At 66.6% G+C, this 15,381-nt stretch carries 13 protein-coding genes; 8 read left to right on the top strand and 5 right to left on the bottom strand.

Going from position 1 to position 15,381, the window contains the following annotated elements; all coding sequences use genetic code 11:
• Positions 1–16: 16 nt before the first annotated feature.
• A complete protein-coding gene (locus ACP15H_RS21755) occupies positions 17–364 on the bottom strand; it encodes a hypothetical protein (RefSeq protein ID WP_425068223.1) in 348 nt (115 codons plus the stop codon).
• 78 nt (positions 365–442) lie between these two features.
• Positions 443–2,797: a heavy metal translocating P-type ATPase gene (locus ACP15H_RS21750; protein WP_425068222.1), complete on the bottom strand. Its 2,355-nt coding sequence runs from the start codon at positions 2,795–2,797 to the stop codon at positions 443–445.
• Between the two features lie 28 nt (positions 2,798–2,825).
• Between ACP15H_RS21750 and ACP15H_RS21745 the strand changes: the two genes are divergently transcribed.
• The 7 genes from ACP15H_RS21745 (at position 2,826) to ACP15H_RS21715 (ending at position 8,953) form a co-directional block, all read left to right on the top strand.
• Entirely contained in the window at positions 2,826–3,101 is a 276-nt protein-coding gene (locus ACP15H_RS21745; RefSeq protein WP_422018000.1) for a metal-sensitive transcriptional regulator, read from the top strand.
• 1 nt (position 3,102) lies between these two features.
• On the top strand, positions 3,103–3,453 hold the full coding sequence (locus ACP15H_RS21740; protein WP_425068221.1) for a hypothetical protein: 351 nt from the start codon (positions 3,103–3,105) through the stop codon (positions 3,451–3,453).
• Between the two features lie 42 nt (positions 3,454–3,495).
• Entirely contained in the window at positions 3,496–5,238 is a 1,743-nt protein-coding gene (locus ACP15H_RS21735) for a copper resistance system multicopper oxidase (protein WP_425068220.1), read from the top strand.
• The gene (locus tag ACP15H_RS21730; RefSeq protein WP_425068219.1) at positions 5,219–5,947 is read left to right on the top strand and encodes a copper resistance protein B; all 729 of its coding nucleotides are present in this window, start codon (positions 5,219–5,221) and stop codon (positions 5,945–5,947) included. The genes ACP15H_RS21735 and ACP15H_RS21730 overlap by 20 nt, the downstream gene beginning before the upstream one ends.
• Positions 5,948–6,015: 68 nt before the next feature.
• On the top strand, positions 6,016–7,065 hold the full coding sequence (locus tag ACP15H_RS21725) for a TRAP transporter substrate-binding protein (RefSeq protein ID WP_425068218.1): 1,050 nt from the start codon (positions 6,016–6,018) through the stop codon (positions 7,063–7,065).
• 15 nt (positions 7,066–7,080) lie between these two features.
• Complete coding sequence (locus ACP15H_RS21720) at positions 7,081–7,665, top strand: TRAP transporter small permease subunit (RefSeq protein WP_422017990.1); 585 nt, start codon at positions 7,081–7,083, stop codon at positions 7,663–7,665.
• A 1-nt stretch (position 7,666) separates the two neighbouring features.
• The gene (locus tag ACP15H_RS21715; protein ID WP_425068217.1) at positions 7,667–8,953 is read left to right on the top strand and encodes a TRAP transporter large permease; all 1,287 of its coding nucleotides are present in this window, start codon (positions 7,667–7,669) and stop codon (positions 8,951–8,953) included.
• On the opposite strand, the gene ACP15H_RS21710 is transcribed toward ACP15H_RS21715, so the two are convergent.
• Together ACP15H_RS21710 and ACP15H_RS21705 are read right to left on the bottom strand one after the other, a co-directional pair.
• Positions 8,950–11,049 (bottom strand): hydantoinase/oxoprolinase family protein, encoded by a 2,100-nt coding sequence (locus ACP15H_RS21710; RefSeq protein WP_425068216.1) that lies wholly within the window; start codon positions 11,047–11,049, stop codon positions 8,950–8,952. The genes ACP15H_RS21715 and ACP15H_RS21710 overlap by 4 nt on opposite strands.
• Positions 11,050–11,155: 106 nt before the next feature.
• Positions 11,156–12,949, bottom strand: coding sequence for a hydantoinase B/oxoprolinase family protein (locus ACP15H_RS21705; protein ID WP_425068215.1), 1,794 nt, complete (start codon positions 12,947–12,949; stop codon positions 11,156–11,158).
• A gap of 170 nt (positions 12,950–13,119) precedes the next feature.
• Between ACP15H_RS21705 and ACP15H_RS21700 the strand changes: the two genes are divergently transcribed.
• Positions 13,120–14,334, top strand: coding sequence for a patatin-like phospholipase family protein (locus tag ACP15H_RS21700; protein ID WP_425068214.1), 1,215 nt, complete (start codon positions 13,120–13,122; stop codon positions 14,332–14,334).
• Between the two features lie 8 nt (positions 14,335–14,342).
• Here ACP15H_RS21700 and ACP15H_RS21695 read toward each other — a convergent pair whose 3' ends face one another.
• Complete coding sequence (locus ACP15H_RS21695) at positions 14,343–15,323, bottom strand: Bug family tripartite tricarboxylate transporter substrate binding protein (RefSeq protein ID WP_425068213.1); 981 nt, start codon at positions 15,321–15,323, stop codon at positions 14,343–14,345.
• Between the last annotated feature and the right edge of the window lie 58 nt (positions 15,324–15,381).

Genomic DNA, 15,381 nt, shown 5'->3' with positions numbered 1-15,381 from the left:
CGTTTTCAACCAGTCGTCAGAGTTTGATCGGCACCTTCTCGACGCCGCCGGAGGGGGCGGGCTCGAGCGGCCGGAAGTAGGCGCCGGCCAAGATGCGCAGCACCATGATTCCCACGGCCATCACGCCGCCGGCCAACAAGAGTTCCAGCAGATGCCAGTGGCGCATCGCCAGAATCGAGAACTCTCCGCCGAAATCGAAGAACGCGAATTCCAGTCCCGCCTCGCCGAACCAGGTCGGGTCGACCGCATCGCCGAACGAAGCCAGGATCATGCAGACCACGATCGACGCAACGAACAGTTCGCCGCTCGGAGACACGGTCCGGACGGCGTTGGCGGCGCGGTGCGATCGATGGATCAGGCGCATGATCAGCGCAATTTCGAGCGTGGCCGGCCGCAGATCAAGGGCAAAGCGACAGGGAAGTCCGAAATTTCGCAGACCGGCTCAGAACTTCAGGCGTTGCAGCCTCAGGGCGTTGCCGATCACGCTGACAGAACTCAGCGCCATGGCGGCGGCCGCGAAGACCGGGCTCAGCATGACTCCCAGGACCGGATAGAGCACGCCTGCCGCAATCGGCACGCCGGCCGCGTTGTAGACGAAGGCGAAGAACAGGTTCTGGCGAATGTTGGCCATGGTGGCCCGGGAAAGCTGGCGGGCGCGGGCGATGCCCAGCAGGTCGCCCTTCACCAGGGTGATGCCGGCACTCTCGATGGCGATGTCGGTGCCGGTGCCCATGGCGATGCCGACATCGGCGGCGGCCAGCGCCGGCGCGTCGTTGATGCCGTCTCCGGCCATCGCGACGACGCGGCCCTCGGCTTTCAGCCGCTGGACGATCCGCGCCTTGTCCTCGGGCAGAACCTCGGCCTCGATGTCGTCGATGCCCAGCCGGGCGGCCACTGCGGCGGCGCTGCGCCGGTTGTCACCGGTCAGCATGACGATGCGCAGGCCGGCGGCGCGCAGGCGCTCGAGCGCTTCCGGGGTCGTTTCCTTGAGCGGATCGCTCACCGACAGCAGCCCTGCCGCGACGCCGTTTACGGCGAGCAGCACGACGGTGGCGCCATCCTGGCGCAGCGCATCGGCCTTCGCGTCGGCGGCGGCAACATCGATGCCGGCTTCGCGCAGGAAAGCGGCGTTACCCAGCAGCACGCCGCGGCCCTCGACCGTCCCCGACACGCCCTTGCCGGCGGGCGAGGCAAATCCTTCGACGTTTGCCGTCTCCAGTCCGCGCGCGCGCGCGCCTGCCAGGATCGCGGCGGCGATAGGATGCTCGCTGCCACGCTCGAGGCTGGCGGCCAACCGCAGGATCTCGTCTTGCGACAGAGGGCCGAGCGACTCCACCGTTGCCAGTGTCGGCTTGCCCAGCGTCAAGGTGCCGGTCTTGTCGATCACCAGCGTATCGACCTTCTCCAGCCGTTCGAGCGCCTCGGCGCTGCGGATCAGGATACCGGCGGCGGCGCCTCTTCCGACGCCGACCATGATCGACATCGGCGTGGCAAGGCCAAGTGCGCAGGGGCAGGCGATGATCAGCACCGAGACCGCCGCCACCAGCGCATAAGAAAAGGCCGGCGCCGGGCCCCAGATCGACCAGGCGGCGAAGGCGATGACGGACACGGCAATCACCGTCGGCACGAACCAGCCCGCGACGACGTCGGCCAGGCGCTGGATCGGCGCGCGGCTGCGCTGCGCCTCGGCCACCATCTTGACGATGCGCGACAGCATCGTGTCGCTGCCGACAAGCTCGGCCTTCATGACGAAGGTGCCGCTGGCGTTCACCGTGCCGCCGATCACCCGGGCGCCGGGCGCCTTGGAGACCGGCATGGGCTCGCCGGTGATGCTCGATTCGTCGACCGATCCGGTCCCCTCGATCACCGCGCCATCGACAGGGACCTTCTCGCCGGGCCGCACGCGCAGCCGGTCGCCGACTGCGATCCGGTCGATCGCCACTTCGGCGTCGTTGCCCGCCGCGTCGATGCGCAGGGCGGTGCGCGGCGCCAGTCCCAGCAGGGCCTTGATGGCGCCGCCGGTCGCGTCGCGCGCGCGCAGTTCGAGGACCTGTCCGACCAGCACCAGCACGACGATGACCGCGGCCGGTTCGAAATAGACCGGCACCGATCCGTCGGCGCCGCGCAAGCCGGCGGGGAACAGTCCGGGTGCCACGGTCGCCACGACGCTGTAGATCCAGGCGACGCCGGTGCCCAGCGCGATCAGGGTGAACATGTTGAGGTGGCCGGTCCGCACCGACTGCCAGCCGCGCACAAAGAACGGCCAGCCGGCCCACAGGACCACCGGCGTCGCGAGCGCCATCAGCAGCCACGGCAGGACGCCGTGCGGCAACAGCCCGTGCAGGCCGAACACATGCCCGCCCATGTCGAGCGCCACCAGCGGAGCGGCCAGGGCGCCGCCGATCCACAGGCGGCGAGTCATGTCCGCGAGCTCTTCGTTCGGCCCGTCGTCGAGCGAGATCTCGGCAGGCTCCAGCGCCATGCCGCAGATCGGGCAGCTTCCCGGGCCGACCTGTCGGATCTCGGGATGCATCGGGCAGGTGAAGATCGCGCCCGGGGCCACCGGCGCCGCGGGCGGTGCTTCCTCGGGCTTCAGGTAACGCGCGGGCTCGGCGGTGAACTTCTGCAGGCACTTGGGATTGCAGAAGTAATAGGTCTGCCCCTCGTGCACGGTCGTGTTCTTCGCCCCCTCGATCTTCACCTTCATCCCGCAGACGGGGTCGATGGCGATGGCCGGGTCGGCGGCGGGAGCGGTGCCATGGGAGGCGTGGCAGCAGGCGTGGGTCATGCTTGCCATGTATACCCTACGGGGGTATGGTTCAAGGATGGACGAAAAGCTCAAGAAGTCGCAGCTCGCCCGCCTCAGCCGGATCGAGGGCCAGGTGCGCGGCGTGGCGCGCATGATCGAGGAGGAGCGGTACTGCATCGACGTGCTGACGCAGATCCGCGCGGTGCGCGCCGCGCTGGACAAGGTCGAGCAGGAGACGCTGGGCGATCACCTGCAGCATTGCGTGGCGCATGCCTTCCATGCCGGCTCGGAGAAGGACCGGCAGATCAAGATCGACGAGATCCTCGAAGTGCTGGACAGCCGGCGTCGCTGACATGACCGGGCTTCGCTCTTTCCTCTGGTTGCTCGCGCTGGTCGCCTTCGCCGTTCCCTCTCTGGGAACGCGCACGGCACCGGTGCAGGCGGCTGCGGAGCGGGGAGCGGACCACGCGGCCATGACGGATTGCGGCGAGCACAAGCCACCGCCACCGGACGAGTGCCCGTCGAAGGGCACGGCCAAGCATGTCACCGGCGATTGCTGCCCGGCCATGGGCGGCGCCGTCGCTCTGCTGCCCGCCGACGCACCGGCGGCCATCGGTCCGATGCCCGAACTGCATCGCGTCGCGGCAACTCGTAACCTGACCGGCCTCGCGCCGGCGAGGGAGCCGCCGCCACCCCGAGCCTGAACCGAAGCTCTGTTCGCTTCCTTTCAGTTTCGGGAGATTTCCATGTCGTTTCGACGATCGTTCGCCAGTCTCGCGCTGCTGGCCTTCTGTCTTGCTGCGCCGCCGGTATTCGCCGGCACCTACGATCTCGTCATCGATCGCACGACTGTCGCGATCGACGGCCAGACGCGCCGCGTGTTTTCCATCAATGGCGAGATCGCCGGTCCGACGCTGCGCTGGACCGAAGGCGAGGACGTGACGGTGAACGTCACCAACCGCCTGCAGGAGGATACGTCGATCCACTGGCACGGCATCCTCGTGCCGTACCAGATGGACGGGGTGCCGATGGTGAGCTTTCGCGGCATCCGGCCGGGCGAGACCTTCACCTATCGCTTCAAGGTCCGGCAGGCCGGCACCTACTGGTATCACAGCCATTCCGGCGGACAGGAGCAGGAGGGCCTGTACGCGCCCATCGTGATCGCTCCGGCGAAGGGCGAACGCGAGAAGGCGGTGCGCGACTATGTCGTGATGCTCTCGGATCAACATCCGATGTCGCCGGGCGCGATCCTGCGCAAGCTGAAGCAGGAGCCCGGCTACTTCAACGACCGCAGGCGCACCTTGCCCGGCCTGATGCGCGACCTCGCGGCGGCGAAGACGACCGAGGAGAAACAAGCCGTCATCTCGAGCCGCCTGATGTGGGGCGAGATGCGGATGGACCCGACCGATCTCGCCGACGTGACGGGCTACACCTTCCTGGTGAACGGCCGCGGTCCCACCGACAGCTGGACCGGCCTGTTCAGGCCGGGCGAGAAGGTGCGGCTGCGCTTCGTCAACGGCTCGGCAATGACCCTGTTCGACGCGCGCATCCCCGGCCTGCGGATGACGGTCGTGCAGGCTGATGGCCAGGATGTGAAGCCGGTCGAGGTCGACGAGTTCCGCATCGGCGTCGGCGAGACCTACGACGTCATCGTCGAGCCGAAGGACGATCGCGCCTACACGATCGAGGCGCAGTCGATCGACCGCCGGGGCTTTGCCCGCGGCACGCTCGCACCGCGCGACGGCATGATCGGACCGGCGCCGGTGCCGCGGCCGCCGGCGCTGCTCGGCGAGGCCGACATGGGGCACGGCACCGTGTCGGGCATGGACCATTCGAAGATGGATCACGCGAAGATGGGCCATGCTGCATCGGCATCGTCCGATCTGTCGGGCCTCGTCCACGTGCCGCCGGTCGATGCGCCGGCCGGGTCCAAGGTTCTGTCCTACGCCGACCTGCGCCGCGTTGACCGCTCGTACCGGCTGCGGCCCCCCGACCGCACGATCGACATAAGACTGACCGGCAACATGGAGAAGTACTTCTGGTCGTTCGACGACAAGAAGTACTCCGAGAACCCGGTGATGAGCTTCACGCAGGGCGAGACGGTGCGTCTGGTCTTCCGCAACGAGACCATGATGAATCATCCGATCCATCTGCACGGGCTCTGGATGGACCTGGAGAACGGCGCCGGCGAGGACCGGCCGCGCAAGCATGTGGTGATCGTCCCGCCCGGCCGCACGGTGAGCGTCACGGTGCGTATGACGGAGGCCGGCCGCTGGCCCTTCCATTGCCATTTCCTCTATCACATGATGACCGGCATGTTCCGCGAGTTCGTCGTGGCGCCGTCGGCAGTGCCGGTGGTCGACGACGTCGCGCCCGCGGATGAACCGGTGGCGCGACCCTCGAGACCGGTGCCGCGGCCGGCGACACCTGCGCCAGCTCCGGCACCCGCACCCGCGATGGGAGGTGGCCATGGCCAGCACCATCACTAGGCTGCTGAGCGCCTCGGCCCTCCTGCTTGCGGCCGCACCCGTGCAGGCGATGGACGACCAGGACATCTTCTGGCGTTTCGACGGCCGTGCCGAGAAGCGTGTCTCCTCGATCGCGCCGGCGACCGAATGGGCGGCGTCGGCGTGGATCGGCGAGGACCGCAACAAGCTGCGCCTGTCGAACACCGGCATCGTCGGAGACAACGGTCACATCGACAACGAAGGCGGCACCCGGGGCATCGACAGCCGCTTCTTCTACAGCAGGCTCATCTCCGACTTCTGGGACGCCAAGGCGGGCGTACAGTTCACGGTATTCGACGAGGGTGTTACCCGCTCCGGGTTCCTCGCGGGTGTCGAAGGGCTCGCGCCCTTCGGCGTCCATGTCGATCTGGTGGCCGGTGTCAGCCAGACCGGTGTGGTGAGTGCGCGGCTCGAAGCATCCTACGACGCGTTGTTGTCGCAGAAGCTGATCGCCACGCCCTATCTCGAGGCGATGGTCGCCTCCAAGGACGATCCTGTCATCCAGTTCGGCAGCGGATTGGCGCGCTTCGAACTGGGGTTGCGGCTGCGCTACGAGATCACGAAGGAGGTGGCGCCCTATATCGGCGTCGCCTTCGAGCAGTTCACCGGCAACACCGCGAACTTCGTCGCGGCATCCGGCGAGCCGACATCGCTCGTTCGGGCGCTCGTTGGCCTGAAGGTCTGGTTCTGACACCAACGCGTGGCATGCAAATTGCTGCGTCGTTCCCGGGAAATTCGGGGACGACCCAGGGGGTTCGCATGTTCCATCGTTTGGTGTCCGGTCTGGCTCTCGCGGCCGCTTTCGTCTCCGTCGCCGCGGCGCAAGACCTTCCGAAGAGCCAGTTCAAGGTGATCGGGCTCAACAGCCCGACACCGGTCTCGATCCACGACGAGCTGCCGTTCTGGCGCAAGACGATCCCCGAGGCGTCGAAGGGCGCGATCACCGTCGACGTCACGCCGCTCGACCAGATGGGCATCGACGACAAGACCATGCTGCGGCTGCTGAAGCTCGGTGTCATGGACTTCGCCGCCATGGACATCTCCAAGATGGCCGGCGACGACCCGCGTTTCGAGGCGTGCGATCTCGCCGGCCTTACGCTCACGCCGGCCAAGGCGCGCGAGGCCTGCAACGCCTATCGTGCCGTGATCGATCGCCAGATGCAGAAGAACTGGAATGCCAAACTGCTCGCCTTCGGCGGCAACACGCCCCAGGTCTTCTGGTGCCGCGACGTACTGGCCGGCCTCGAGGGCCTCAAGGGCAAGAAGATTCGTGTTTTCAACAACACGATGCGCGACTTCCTGAGCGGTGTTGGCGGGACCGCCGTCAGCATGGCCTTCGCCGAGGTCGTGCCGGCGCTCAACAACGGCGTGGTCGATTGCGGTGTGACCGGCAGCCTGTCGGGCAACACCGCGGGTTGGGCGGAGGTCACCAAGTCGATCTACCCGATGTCGCTAGGCTGGAGCATCAACGTGCTGGCGGTCAACCTCGACACCTGGAAGCGGCTCGATCCCAAGATGCAGGCCTTCCTGACCGAGCAGTTCAAGTCCTACGAAGACAAGATGTGGAAGACGATCGAGACCACGACTGCCGAGGCCGACAACTGCAACACCGGCAAGCAGCCCTGCACCATGGGCAAGCTTGCCAAGACCACCATCGTCCCGGTCAAGCCCGAGGAGATGGAGGCCCACAAGAAGCTGGTCGAGGGCGCAGTCCTCGCCGGCTGGGCCAAGCGCTGCGGGGCGGCGTGCGCGAAGGAATGGAACGAGACCGTCGGCAAGACGCTCGACCTCAAGGCGCCCGCGCCTTAACCGGCGGCTTCTCACATGATCGGTGTCAGGCGCTTCGCCCAGTGGGGCCTGTGGTTCGGCGGCGCGCTGGTTCTCCTGGCCGCGGTGCTGATCGGCATCGACGTGCTGATGCGCAAGTTTCTCGCGCTGTCGATCGGCGGCGCCGACGAGCTGGCCGGTTACTCGCTCGCGATCGGGACGACGTGGGGGCTGGGCGCCGCCCTGCTCGATCGCGCCCACATCCGCATCGACTCCTTGTATGTCCTGTTCCCGCAGAAGCTGCGGTTAGCGCTCGATCTCGTGGCCCTCGTGCTGTTCACGGGGTTCTTCGCGCTGACCCTGTGGCACGGGTACGGGGTCATGGCTCAATCCTGGACGTCGGAATCGCGCAGCCAATCCGCCCTCGAGACGCCCACCATCATCCCGCAGTTCCTCTGGCTCGCCGGACTGGTGGCCTTCGTCGCTGTGGCGTTGATCCTGCTGGTGCAGGCCCTCCGGTTGGGCGCCGCGGGCGACCTGAACGGCATGGCCCGTCTGATCAGCACGCGCTCGGCCGAGGAGGAGGTGGAGGAGGAGATCCGCGACCTCAAGGATCGCCAGGTTCGCGAGGGGAGAAATTGACGTGCTGATTGTCACGCTGCTCATCCTCATCGGCCTGCTCGCGCTGGCCATCCCCGTCGCAGCCGGTCTCGGCATCCTCGGCCTGTCGCTGTCGGGCCTCTACTCGAAGCTGCCGCTGTCGCTGGCGATGGGTGAGATCGCCTGGGGCACGTCGAACAACTTCCTGCTCGTCGCCATCCCCTTCTTCGTGTTGCTGGGCGAGATTCTGCTGCGTTCCGGCATGGCGGAACGCATGTACAATGCTCTCGTGCTCTGGGTGCCCTGGCTGCCGGGCGGCCTCATGCACTCCAACATCGCCGCCTGTGCGATGTTCGCGGCGACCTCGGGTTCGAGCGTGGCGACGGCGGCGACCATCGGCACCGTGGCGCTGGGTGAGGTCGAGAAGCGCGGCTATTCGGAGCGCCTCTTTCTCGGCACCATCGCAGCCGGCGGGACGCTGGGAATCCTGATCCCGCCCTCGATCAATATGATTGTCTATGGCGTGCTGACCGAAACGTCGATCCCGAAGCTCTACCTTGCAGGCTTCATTCCCGGTCTTGTGCTGGCCGCGCTGTTCAGTCTGACGGTGCTGGTGATCTGCCTCATCCGTCCCGCACTGGGTGGCAAACCGACCTCGACGAGCTGGGCTCAGCGCATCGCCGCGTTGCCCGACCTGATCCCGCCCCTGGTCATCTTTCTTGCCGTGATCGGCTCCATCTACGCCGGCTGGGCGACGGCCACCGAGTCGGCGGCGCTGGGCGTGATCGCCTCGATCGGTATTGCCGCGGCCTATCGGCGTTTGACGTTTCGCACGCTCCTCAACGCCTTCGAGGGAACCATGCGCACGACCGCCATGATCATGGCGATCCTGCTTGCGGCCTATTTCCTCAACTTCGTCATCACCTCGATCGGCCTCACCGGGCAGGTGAACCGGTTCATCACCAGTCTCGGCCTCTCGAAGGTCCAGCTCCTGATCGTCGTGGTGCTCTTCTACTTCGTGCTCGGCATGTTCATGGAGACGCTGTCGATGATGGTGGCGACGGTGCCGATCATCGCGCCGGTCATGATCGGGGCCGGCTACGATCCGATCTGGTTCGGCATCATGATCATCATCCTGATGGAGCTGGCCATGATCACGCCGCCGGTCGGCATCAACCTCTATGTCGTCCAGGGCCTGCGCAAGAAGGGCCGGATCGACGACGTGATCATCGGCACGTCGCCCTTCGTGATCACCATGCTGCTGATGCTGGTGGTCCTGTCGATCTGGCCGCAGATTGCGCTGTGGCTGCCGCAGATGGCGGCGACCTAAGTCGCCGCCGCCAGCGTAATCACGATGTTGCCCGCGCTGTCGCGCTCGGCGCGGGCGCCGGGCGGGACGACGCAGGTCGTGTCGTATTCGTCGATGATCAGCGGCCCGGTCTGCGCCACGGAGAGATCGAGGCGACTCACGACCGGTGTCTCCCTCCAGCCGTGACGGTCGCCGAACCAGGCGCGGCGCGAGGCCTGGCCCTTCGCCTCGACCCGGCTCGGTCGCACGTTCTGCGGCACGCCGCTGCCCTCGCGCAGGCCTGCACCCACCAGCTGGATGGAGACAAGCTCGACCGGCTCGTCGGGGCCGGCGCGGTGGCCGTAGGTGCGCTGGTGCTCCTGGCCGAAGGCTTCCTCGAGATGCGTCACCATGCGGGCGTCGATCGGCCCATCGGGCACCGGCACGGTGAGCTCGTAGCTCTGTCCCTTGTAATGCAGCGCGGCGGAACGCTTCAGCCGGGCGCTCGTGCCTGTGAAGCCTTCCTCGGCGAGTTGCCGGTCGGCCTGTTGGGCCATCGCCGTCCAGGCGCGGTCGATCTCGCCGAGATCGGCCTGGCGCAACAGGCGCCGGAAGGTCCGCGCATAGTGATGCTCGACATCGGCGTAGAGCAAGCCGAAGGACGAGAAGAGGCCGGCCGACGGCGGCACGATCACGCGAGCAATGCCCAGTGCGGCGGCCATGCCCGCCGCGAACAGGGGCCCGTTGCCGCCGAAGGCGAACAGCGAAAACTCACGCGGATCGCGGCCGCGCTCGGTCGACACCGCCTTGATGGCGCGGATCATGTTGGACGCCGCGATCAGGTGCGCGCCGTAGGCCGCGCGCTCGACCGTCATGCCGAGGGGCTTGGCGATCTTCTCCTCGAACACCGCGCGCGCCTTCTCGGCATTGAGCTTCACCGCGCCGCCCACCAGATGGCCGGGATTGATATAGCCCAGCAGGACGTTGGCGTCGGTGATGGTCGGCGCCTCGCCGCCCTTGTCGTAGCAGACCGGGCCGGGGAAGGCGCCGGCGCTCTCCGGTCCCGCCTGCAGCGCGCCGCCGGGATCTATCCAGACGTGGCTGCCGCCGCCCGCGCCCACTTCGGCGAGGTCGATGGCAGGAACCTTGAGCGTGTAGCCCGCGCCGGTGAGCAGGCGCGAGCCGATCATGATGCCGGCGCCGACGGCATATTCCTGGGCACGCGCGACCTCGCCATCCTCCACCATCGAGGCCTTGGCGGTGGTGCCGCCCATGTCGAAGGTGATGATCTTCTCAAGCTTCTTGGCGCGGGCCAGCGCCTGCGCACCGACCACGCCGCCGGCCGGACCCGATTCGATGATATTCATCGGCCGTTCGGCGGCGGCGGCGTCGGTGGTCAATCCGCCGTTCGACTGCATCAGCAGCAGGCGAGCGGGAATGCCGGCACTGTCGAGTCCGCGGCGGAGCGCGTGCAGGTAGGTCGCCACGATCGGCATCACGTATGCGTTGATGACGGTGGTCGACGTCCGCTCGTATTCCTTGATCTCGGGCAGCACCTCGCACGACACGCTGAGCGGCAGGTGCGGCGCCTTCCGGAGGACGATGTCGCGCAGCATCAGCTCGTGCGCCGGATTGGCGAAGGAGTTGAGCAGGCAGATCGCGATCGCCTCGACCTTTTCGGCCAGCAGTTCATCGACAGCGCGCTCGGCATCCGCCGGATCGAGTGCCCGGTCGACGCGGCCGGCATGGTCGACCCGCTCGTCCACCACGCGGCGCAGATAGCGCTCGACCAGCGGCTCGGGCTTGGTCCAGGCAAGGTCGTAGAGCTTGGGCATGCGCAGGGTGCGGATCTCCAGCACGTCGCGGAAGCCCTTGGTCGTGATCAGCCCGACCCTCGCGCCCTTGTGTTCGAGGATCGCATTGGACGCGACCGTGGTGCCGTGGCGGATCTCTTCGATGGCGCCGCCGTCGAGCCCGGTCTCGCGGAAGACCTCGCTCAAGCCGTCGACGATCGCCTGGGCATAGTTGCCGACGCTCGACGAGATCTTCTTGGTATGGATGGTGCCGTCGGAGCCCAGCAGCACGATGTCGGTGAAGGTGCCGCCGATGTCGACACCGACGCGATAGGAAACGGTCATTGGCTTGGCTCATGGCTGGGAGCGCGCCACTCCAGTGGCGCATCTTTCTCCCGTTGCAAAACTTGAGCACCACTGGAGTGGCGCGCTCCCCGCAAAGACATGAGAGCTATTCGGCGGCCCGGGCCAGCGGGGCCGGGTCGTGCCATTGCACCTTGGGCGTCTCGGTCCAGCCGCGCGCCTTCGCGATCCCGGCGCGGCGTTGCTCCGTTGCGGCCGTGTCGACCGTCCATGCGGTGGTGTCGATCACGACGCCGTAGTCGGCGAGTGCCTTCGCCGGCGAGAGCAGTTCGTTGCGCACGTCGCGCAGCACGGCGGCAGCATCGCGCTCCAGCGGATCGCCCCAGCCACCGGCCCCGGCCAGAACGTGGCGGAAGATGTCGCCGCCCTTGACCGTCATGGTGAGCTTGGACGGCAGCAGCCGGTTCTCGCCGTCGGGATTGAGGTAGTTCTCGGACGGACCCCCGGGACTGCCGCCATAGAGGCCGAACGGCCGGTGGTCGCGTCGGTCGGAGCGGACCTGCAGCATGCCTTCGGCTTCGAGGAACTTGTAGTCGCGCCGGAACGGCACGCCGCCGCGATATTTCCCGGCGCCCGCCTTGTCGGCCACGAACTCGTAGGCCAGCAGCTGGATCGGCTGCTCGGCCTCGGTGACCTCGATGGAATGCGAGGCCATGTTGGCGAACATGTGCGAGTTGCCGTCGAGCCCGTCGGCGAAGGGGCGGGCGCCCCAGGCGCCGCAGGTGAAGTCGACATAGACGAAGGGCTTGCGCGCCGCATCGTAGCCACCGATCGAGATGCCGGTGTTGCCGCCGTCGCCCGCCGCCTTCACGCGATCGGGCAGCATCATGGCCAGCGCGCCGAACATGCAGTCGGTCATGCGGAAGCCGGTCAGGCCGCGCGCGGCGCAGGCCGCCGGCAGGACGCCGTTGCCCACGGTGCCCGGCGGGCAGATGACTTCGATCGCGCGGAACACGCCCTCGTTGTTGGGGATGCCCGGCGGCAGCACCGATCGCACGCCGGTATAGGAGGCGGCCTTGGTGAAGGAGAGCGTGTTGTTGATCGCACCCTTGACCTGCGGATTGGTGCCGGTCCAGTCGACCACCATGTGGCCGCCCTTCTTGGTGATGGTGACGAACAGGCGGATCGGCTTGCCGTAGTCGACGCCGTCATCGTCGATCCAGTCCTCGAAGCTCCATTCGCCATCGGGCAGCTCCTGGATCGCCGCCCGCGTCAGGCGCTCGGCATAGTCGATGACCTCGTTCAGATAGAATTTCGTTTCTTCTGCCCCATGGCGTGAGACCAGTTCGGCGAACTGCTTCTCGCCGATATGGCAGGCCGCGAGCTGGGCCCGCAGGTCGCCGAACAGCTGGACGGGCAGGCGGACGTTCTTCTCGATGAACGTCATGATGGTCTTGTTGAGGACGCCCCTGTCGTAGAGCTTCATCGGCGCGATGCGCAGGCCCTCGGCGTAGATCTCCGTCGAATCCGACGCGTTAGAGCCGGCGACGCGGCCGCCGACATCGATGTGGTGGCAGACGGTGCAGGCGAAGGCCAGCCGCTCGCCCTCATGGAACAGCGGCTTGATCACGAAGATGTCGGGCAGGTGCATGCCGCCATCGAACGGATCGTTCATGATGAAGACGTCGCCCTCGGCCATGTCATCCTTGAAATGGCGCATGATCGATTCCATGGCGGTCGGCACCGAGCCGAGATGGCCCGGCAGGGTCAGGCCCTGGGCCGCGAGCTTGCCGTTGGCATCGGCGAAGCCCGTCGAATAGTCCATGTTGTCCTTGAGCACGCCGGAATAGGTCGTCCGGAAAACGGTGAGTGCCATCTCGTCGGCGATCGAGAAGATGGCGTTCTTGAAGAGCTCCAAGGCGATCGGATCGGACACCGGCACGTCGTCTTCCTCCCGAAATCTGCTGCCTTCATTTGGCGAGCCTCGCCATGCAATTTGCAAGCCGCTTTGCCTGCCGAAATCCGGCTATGCATCCCAGGGGTCCGACCGGTCGCATGGGCGAAGTCGCTCGCGCCGCGCTAGACTGCGCACCCCTCCGAAGGAAACGCTCGATGCCCAAGACCAAGATTGCCCTCGCCTGCCAGGGAGGCGGCAGCCAGACCGCCTTCACCGCCGGCGCGCTGAAGGCGCTCTGTCACGCCCAGGGCCAAGGCCGGCTGAAGGACGAGTTCGAGTTCGTCGGCATCAGCGGCACCTCGGGCGGCGCCGTCTGTGCCACGCTGCTGTGGTACTCGTTCATGAGGGGCGAGCGGCCGGTCTGGAAGCGCATGATGGATTTCTGGGCGGAAAACACCGCCCAGGGCCCGATCGAACACGCGATCAACAGCTTCATCGTCGAATCGGTCCGGTTGGTGAACGCGGGGGTGATGCCGACGCTTCAACTCAGCCCGTCGTCGCCGCTCATGCAGTCGATGATGGAATTCATGACGACGGGACAGCGGACGGGCTTCTCCGACTTCCGTGGGCTTCTGGAGAAGCACATCGACTTCGCCGAGATTGCCTCGTGGGGACCGCGGCCACAGCGGCCGATCCTCATGCTGGGCGCCGCCAACGTCACCAGCGGCGCACTGGCAAAGTTCGTGTCTTCACGCGAGCCCATCCGGGTCGAGCATATCCTGGCCTCCTGCGCGGTTCCGAACATCTTTCCCGCCGTGCAGATCGGACAGGATGCCTTCTGGGACGGGCTCTTCTCCGACAATCCGCCGGTCGAGGAGCTGATCCGGCCGCGCTCGGTCGGCGAGGCCAACATTCCCGACGAGATCTGGCTGATCAAGATCAACCCGACCGCCAGCCGGCGGGTGCCTTTGAAGCCCGGCGAGATCGTCGACCGGCGCAATCAGCTCGAGGGCAACATCTCGCTGTTCCAGCAGCTCGGGCACCTCGAATTCATGAACGACCTGATCCTTGCCGACGCCTTCCGGCCCGAGTTCCTGAGCCGATTCGACATCAAGGCGCCGGTCCGCATTCCGAAGTCGTTCCACACGGACGGTGCCAAGCCCTACCACATTCCCTGCATCGAAATGCCGGCCGAGCTTCAGGACATGCTCGACTTCGAGGGCAAGATCGATCGTGGCTCCGAGAATATCGGTCGCCTGATCGCCGAGGGCGAAAAGGCGGCGGAAGTCTTCCTGAAGGCTCGTGCAGAAGCCGTCGCCGCATCTTCCCTCGGCGAGAACCAAACCGCCGGGCAGGCGGCCCCGAACGGCGACGGATTCAATGAGCTTCCGATATCGCGCTGGCGCGATCCGCCGGCCCGGTCTGAATAAGGGCTTGCTTACTGGGGCTCGATTTTCGCGATCTTCACGTACTCGGCCCACTTGGCGCGCTCCTCGCGGTCCTGCGCCGCACATTGTTCGAGCGTCAGCGGCTTGGCGGTGAGGGCGAATTCCTCGGTCAGGCGCTTGTTGTTCTCGGGCGCGGTGATGGCCTCGTTGATCAGTGTGTTCAGCCGCTGCTGGATCGGCAGCGGCGTCGCCTTCGGCACGGCGATCGCCAGGAAGCCGGAGCTCGTAAAGCCGGGGTAGGTCTCCGCGAGGGTCGGCACGTCGGGATAGAGCGGGCTGCGCTGGGGCAGCGAAACGGCGAGTGCCCGCGCCTTCTTGTCGACGACCTGGCCGCGCCCGGCGGTCAGGTCGACGAACATGAAATTGATGGCGCCGCCGTAGAGGTCGTTCCAGGCATTGCCGATCGCCTTGTAACCCACTCCCTGCCAGTCGACGCCGGCGCGCTTGCCCAGCACCTCGGCCGGCACTTGTGAGCTCGCGTTGAAGTAGCCGAAGTTGAGCTTGCCGGGTCGCGCCTTGGCATCGGCAACCAGTTCCGCGAGCGTCTTGTAGGGACTGTCGGCCGGCACCACGAGGAAAGTGCCGGAGGAGCCGATGATGCCGACGACCGAGAAATCCTTCTCCGGATCGTAGCCCGGATTTTTGTACATGTGGACGTTGGCAGCGTTGGTCGAGGTCGTGGCCAGCATCAGCGTGTAGCCGTCCGGCGGCGCGACCTTCACCGACATCGCGCCGACGATTCCATTGGCGCCCGGCTTGTTCTCGACGACGAAGGGTTGGCCGGTTTTTTCCTCGATGTACTTGCCGACGAGACGCGCCGTGATGTCGCCCGAGCCGCCGGGCGCAAAGGGCACGATGATTCGGATGGGCTTGTTCGGATAAGTTTCGGTCTGCGCAGCGGCGGGCAGGGCGGCGAGAAGCGGGAGGGCGAAGAGGCTGCGGCGAGACAGCGACGTGCGAAATGTGTCCATGGGAGTGGAGTTTAGCGCATGCGCTCCGGATGGACAGCGCGGCGCTTGCAGCCCTACT

The sequence above is a fragment of the Reyranella sp. genome (assembly GCF_965249915.1).
Classification (GTDB): domain Bacteria; phylum Pseudomonadota; class Alphaproteobacteria; order Reyranellales; family Reyranellaceae; genus Reyranella.
The sequence above is the reverse complement of the archived record's forward strand: the minus strand, read 5'-3'. Positions and strand labels throughout refer to the sequence as shown.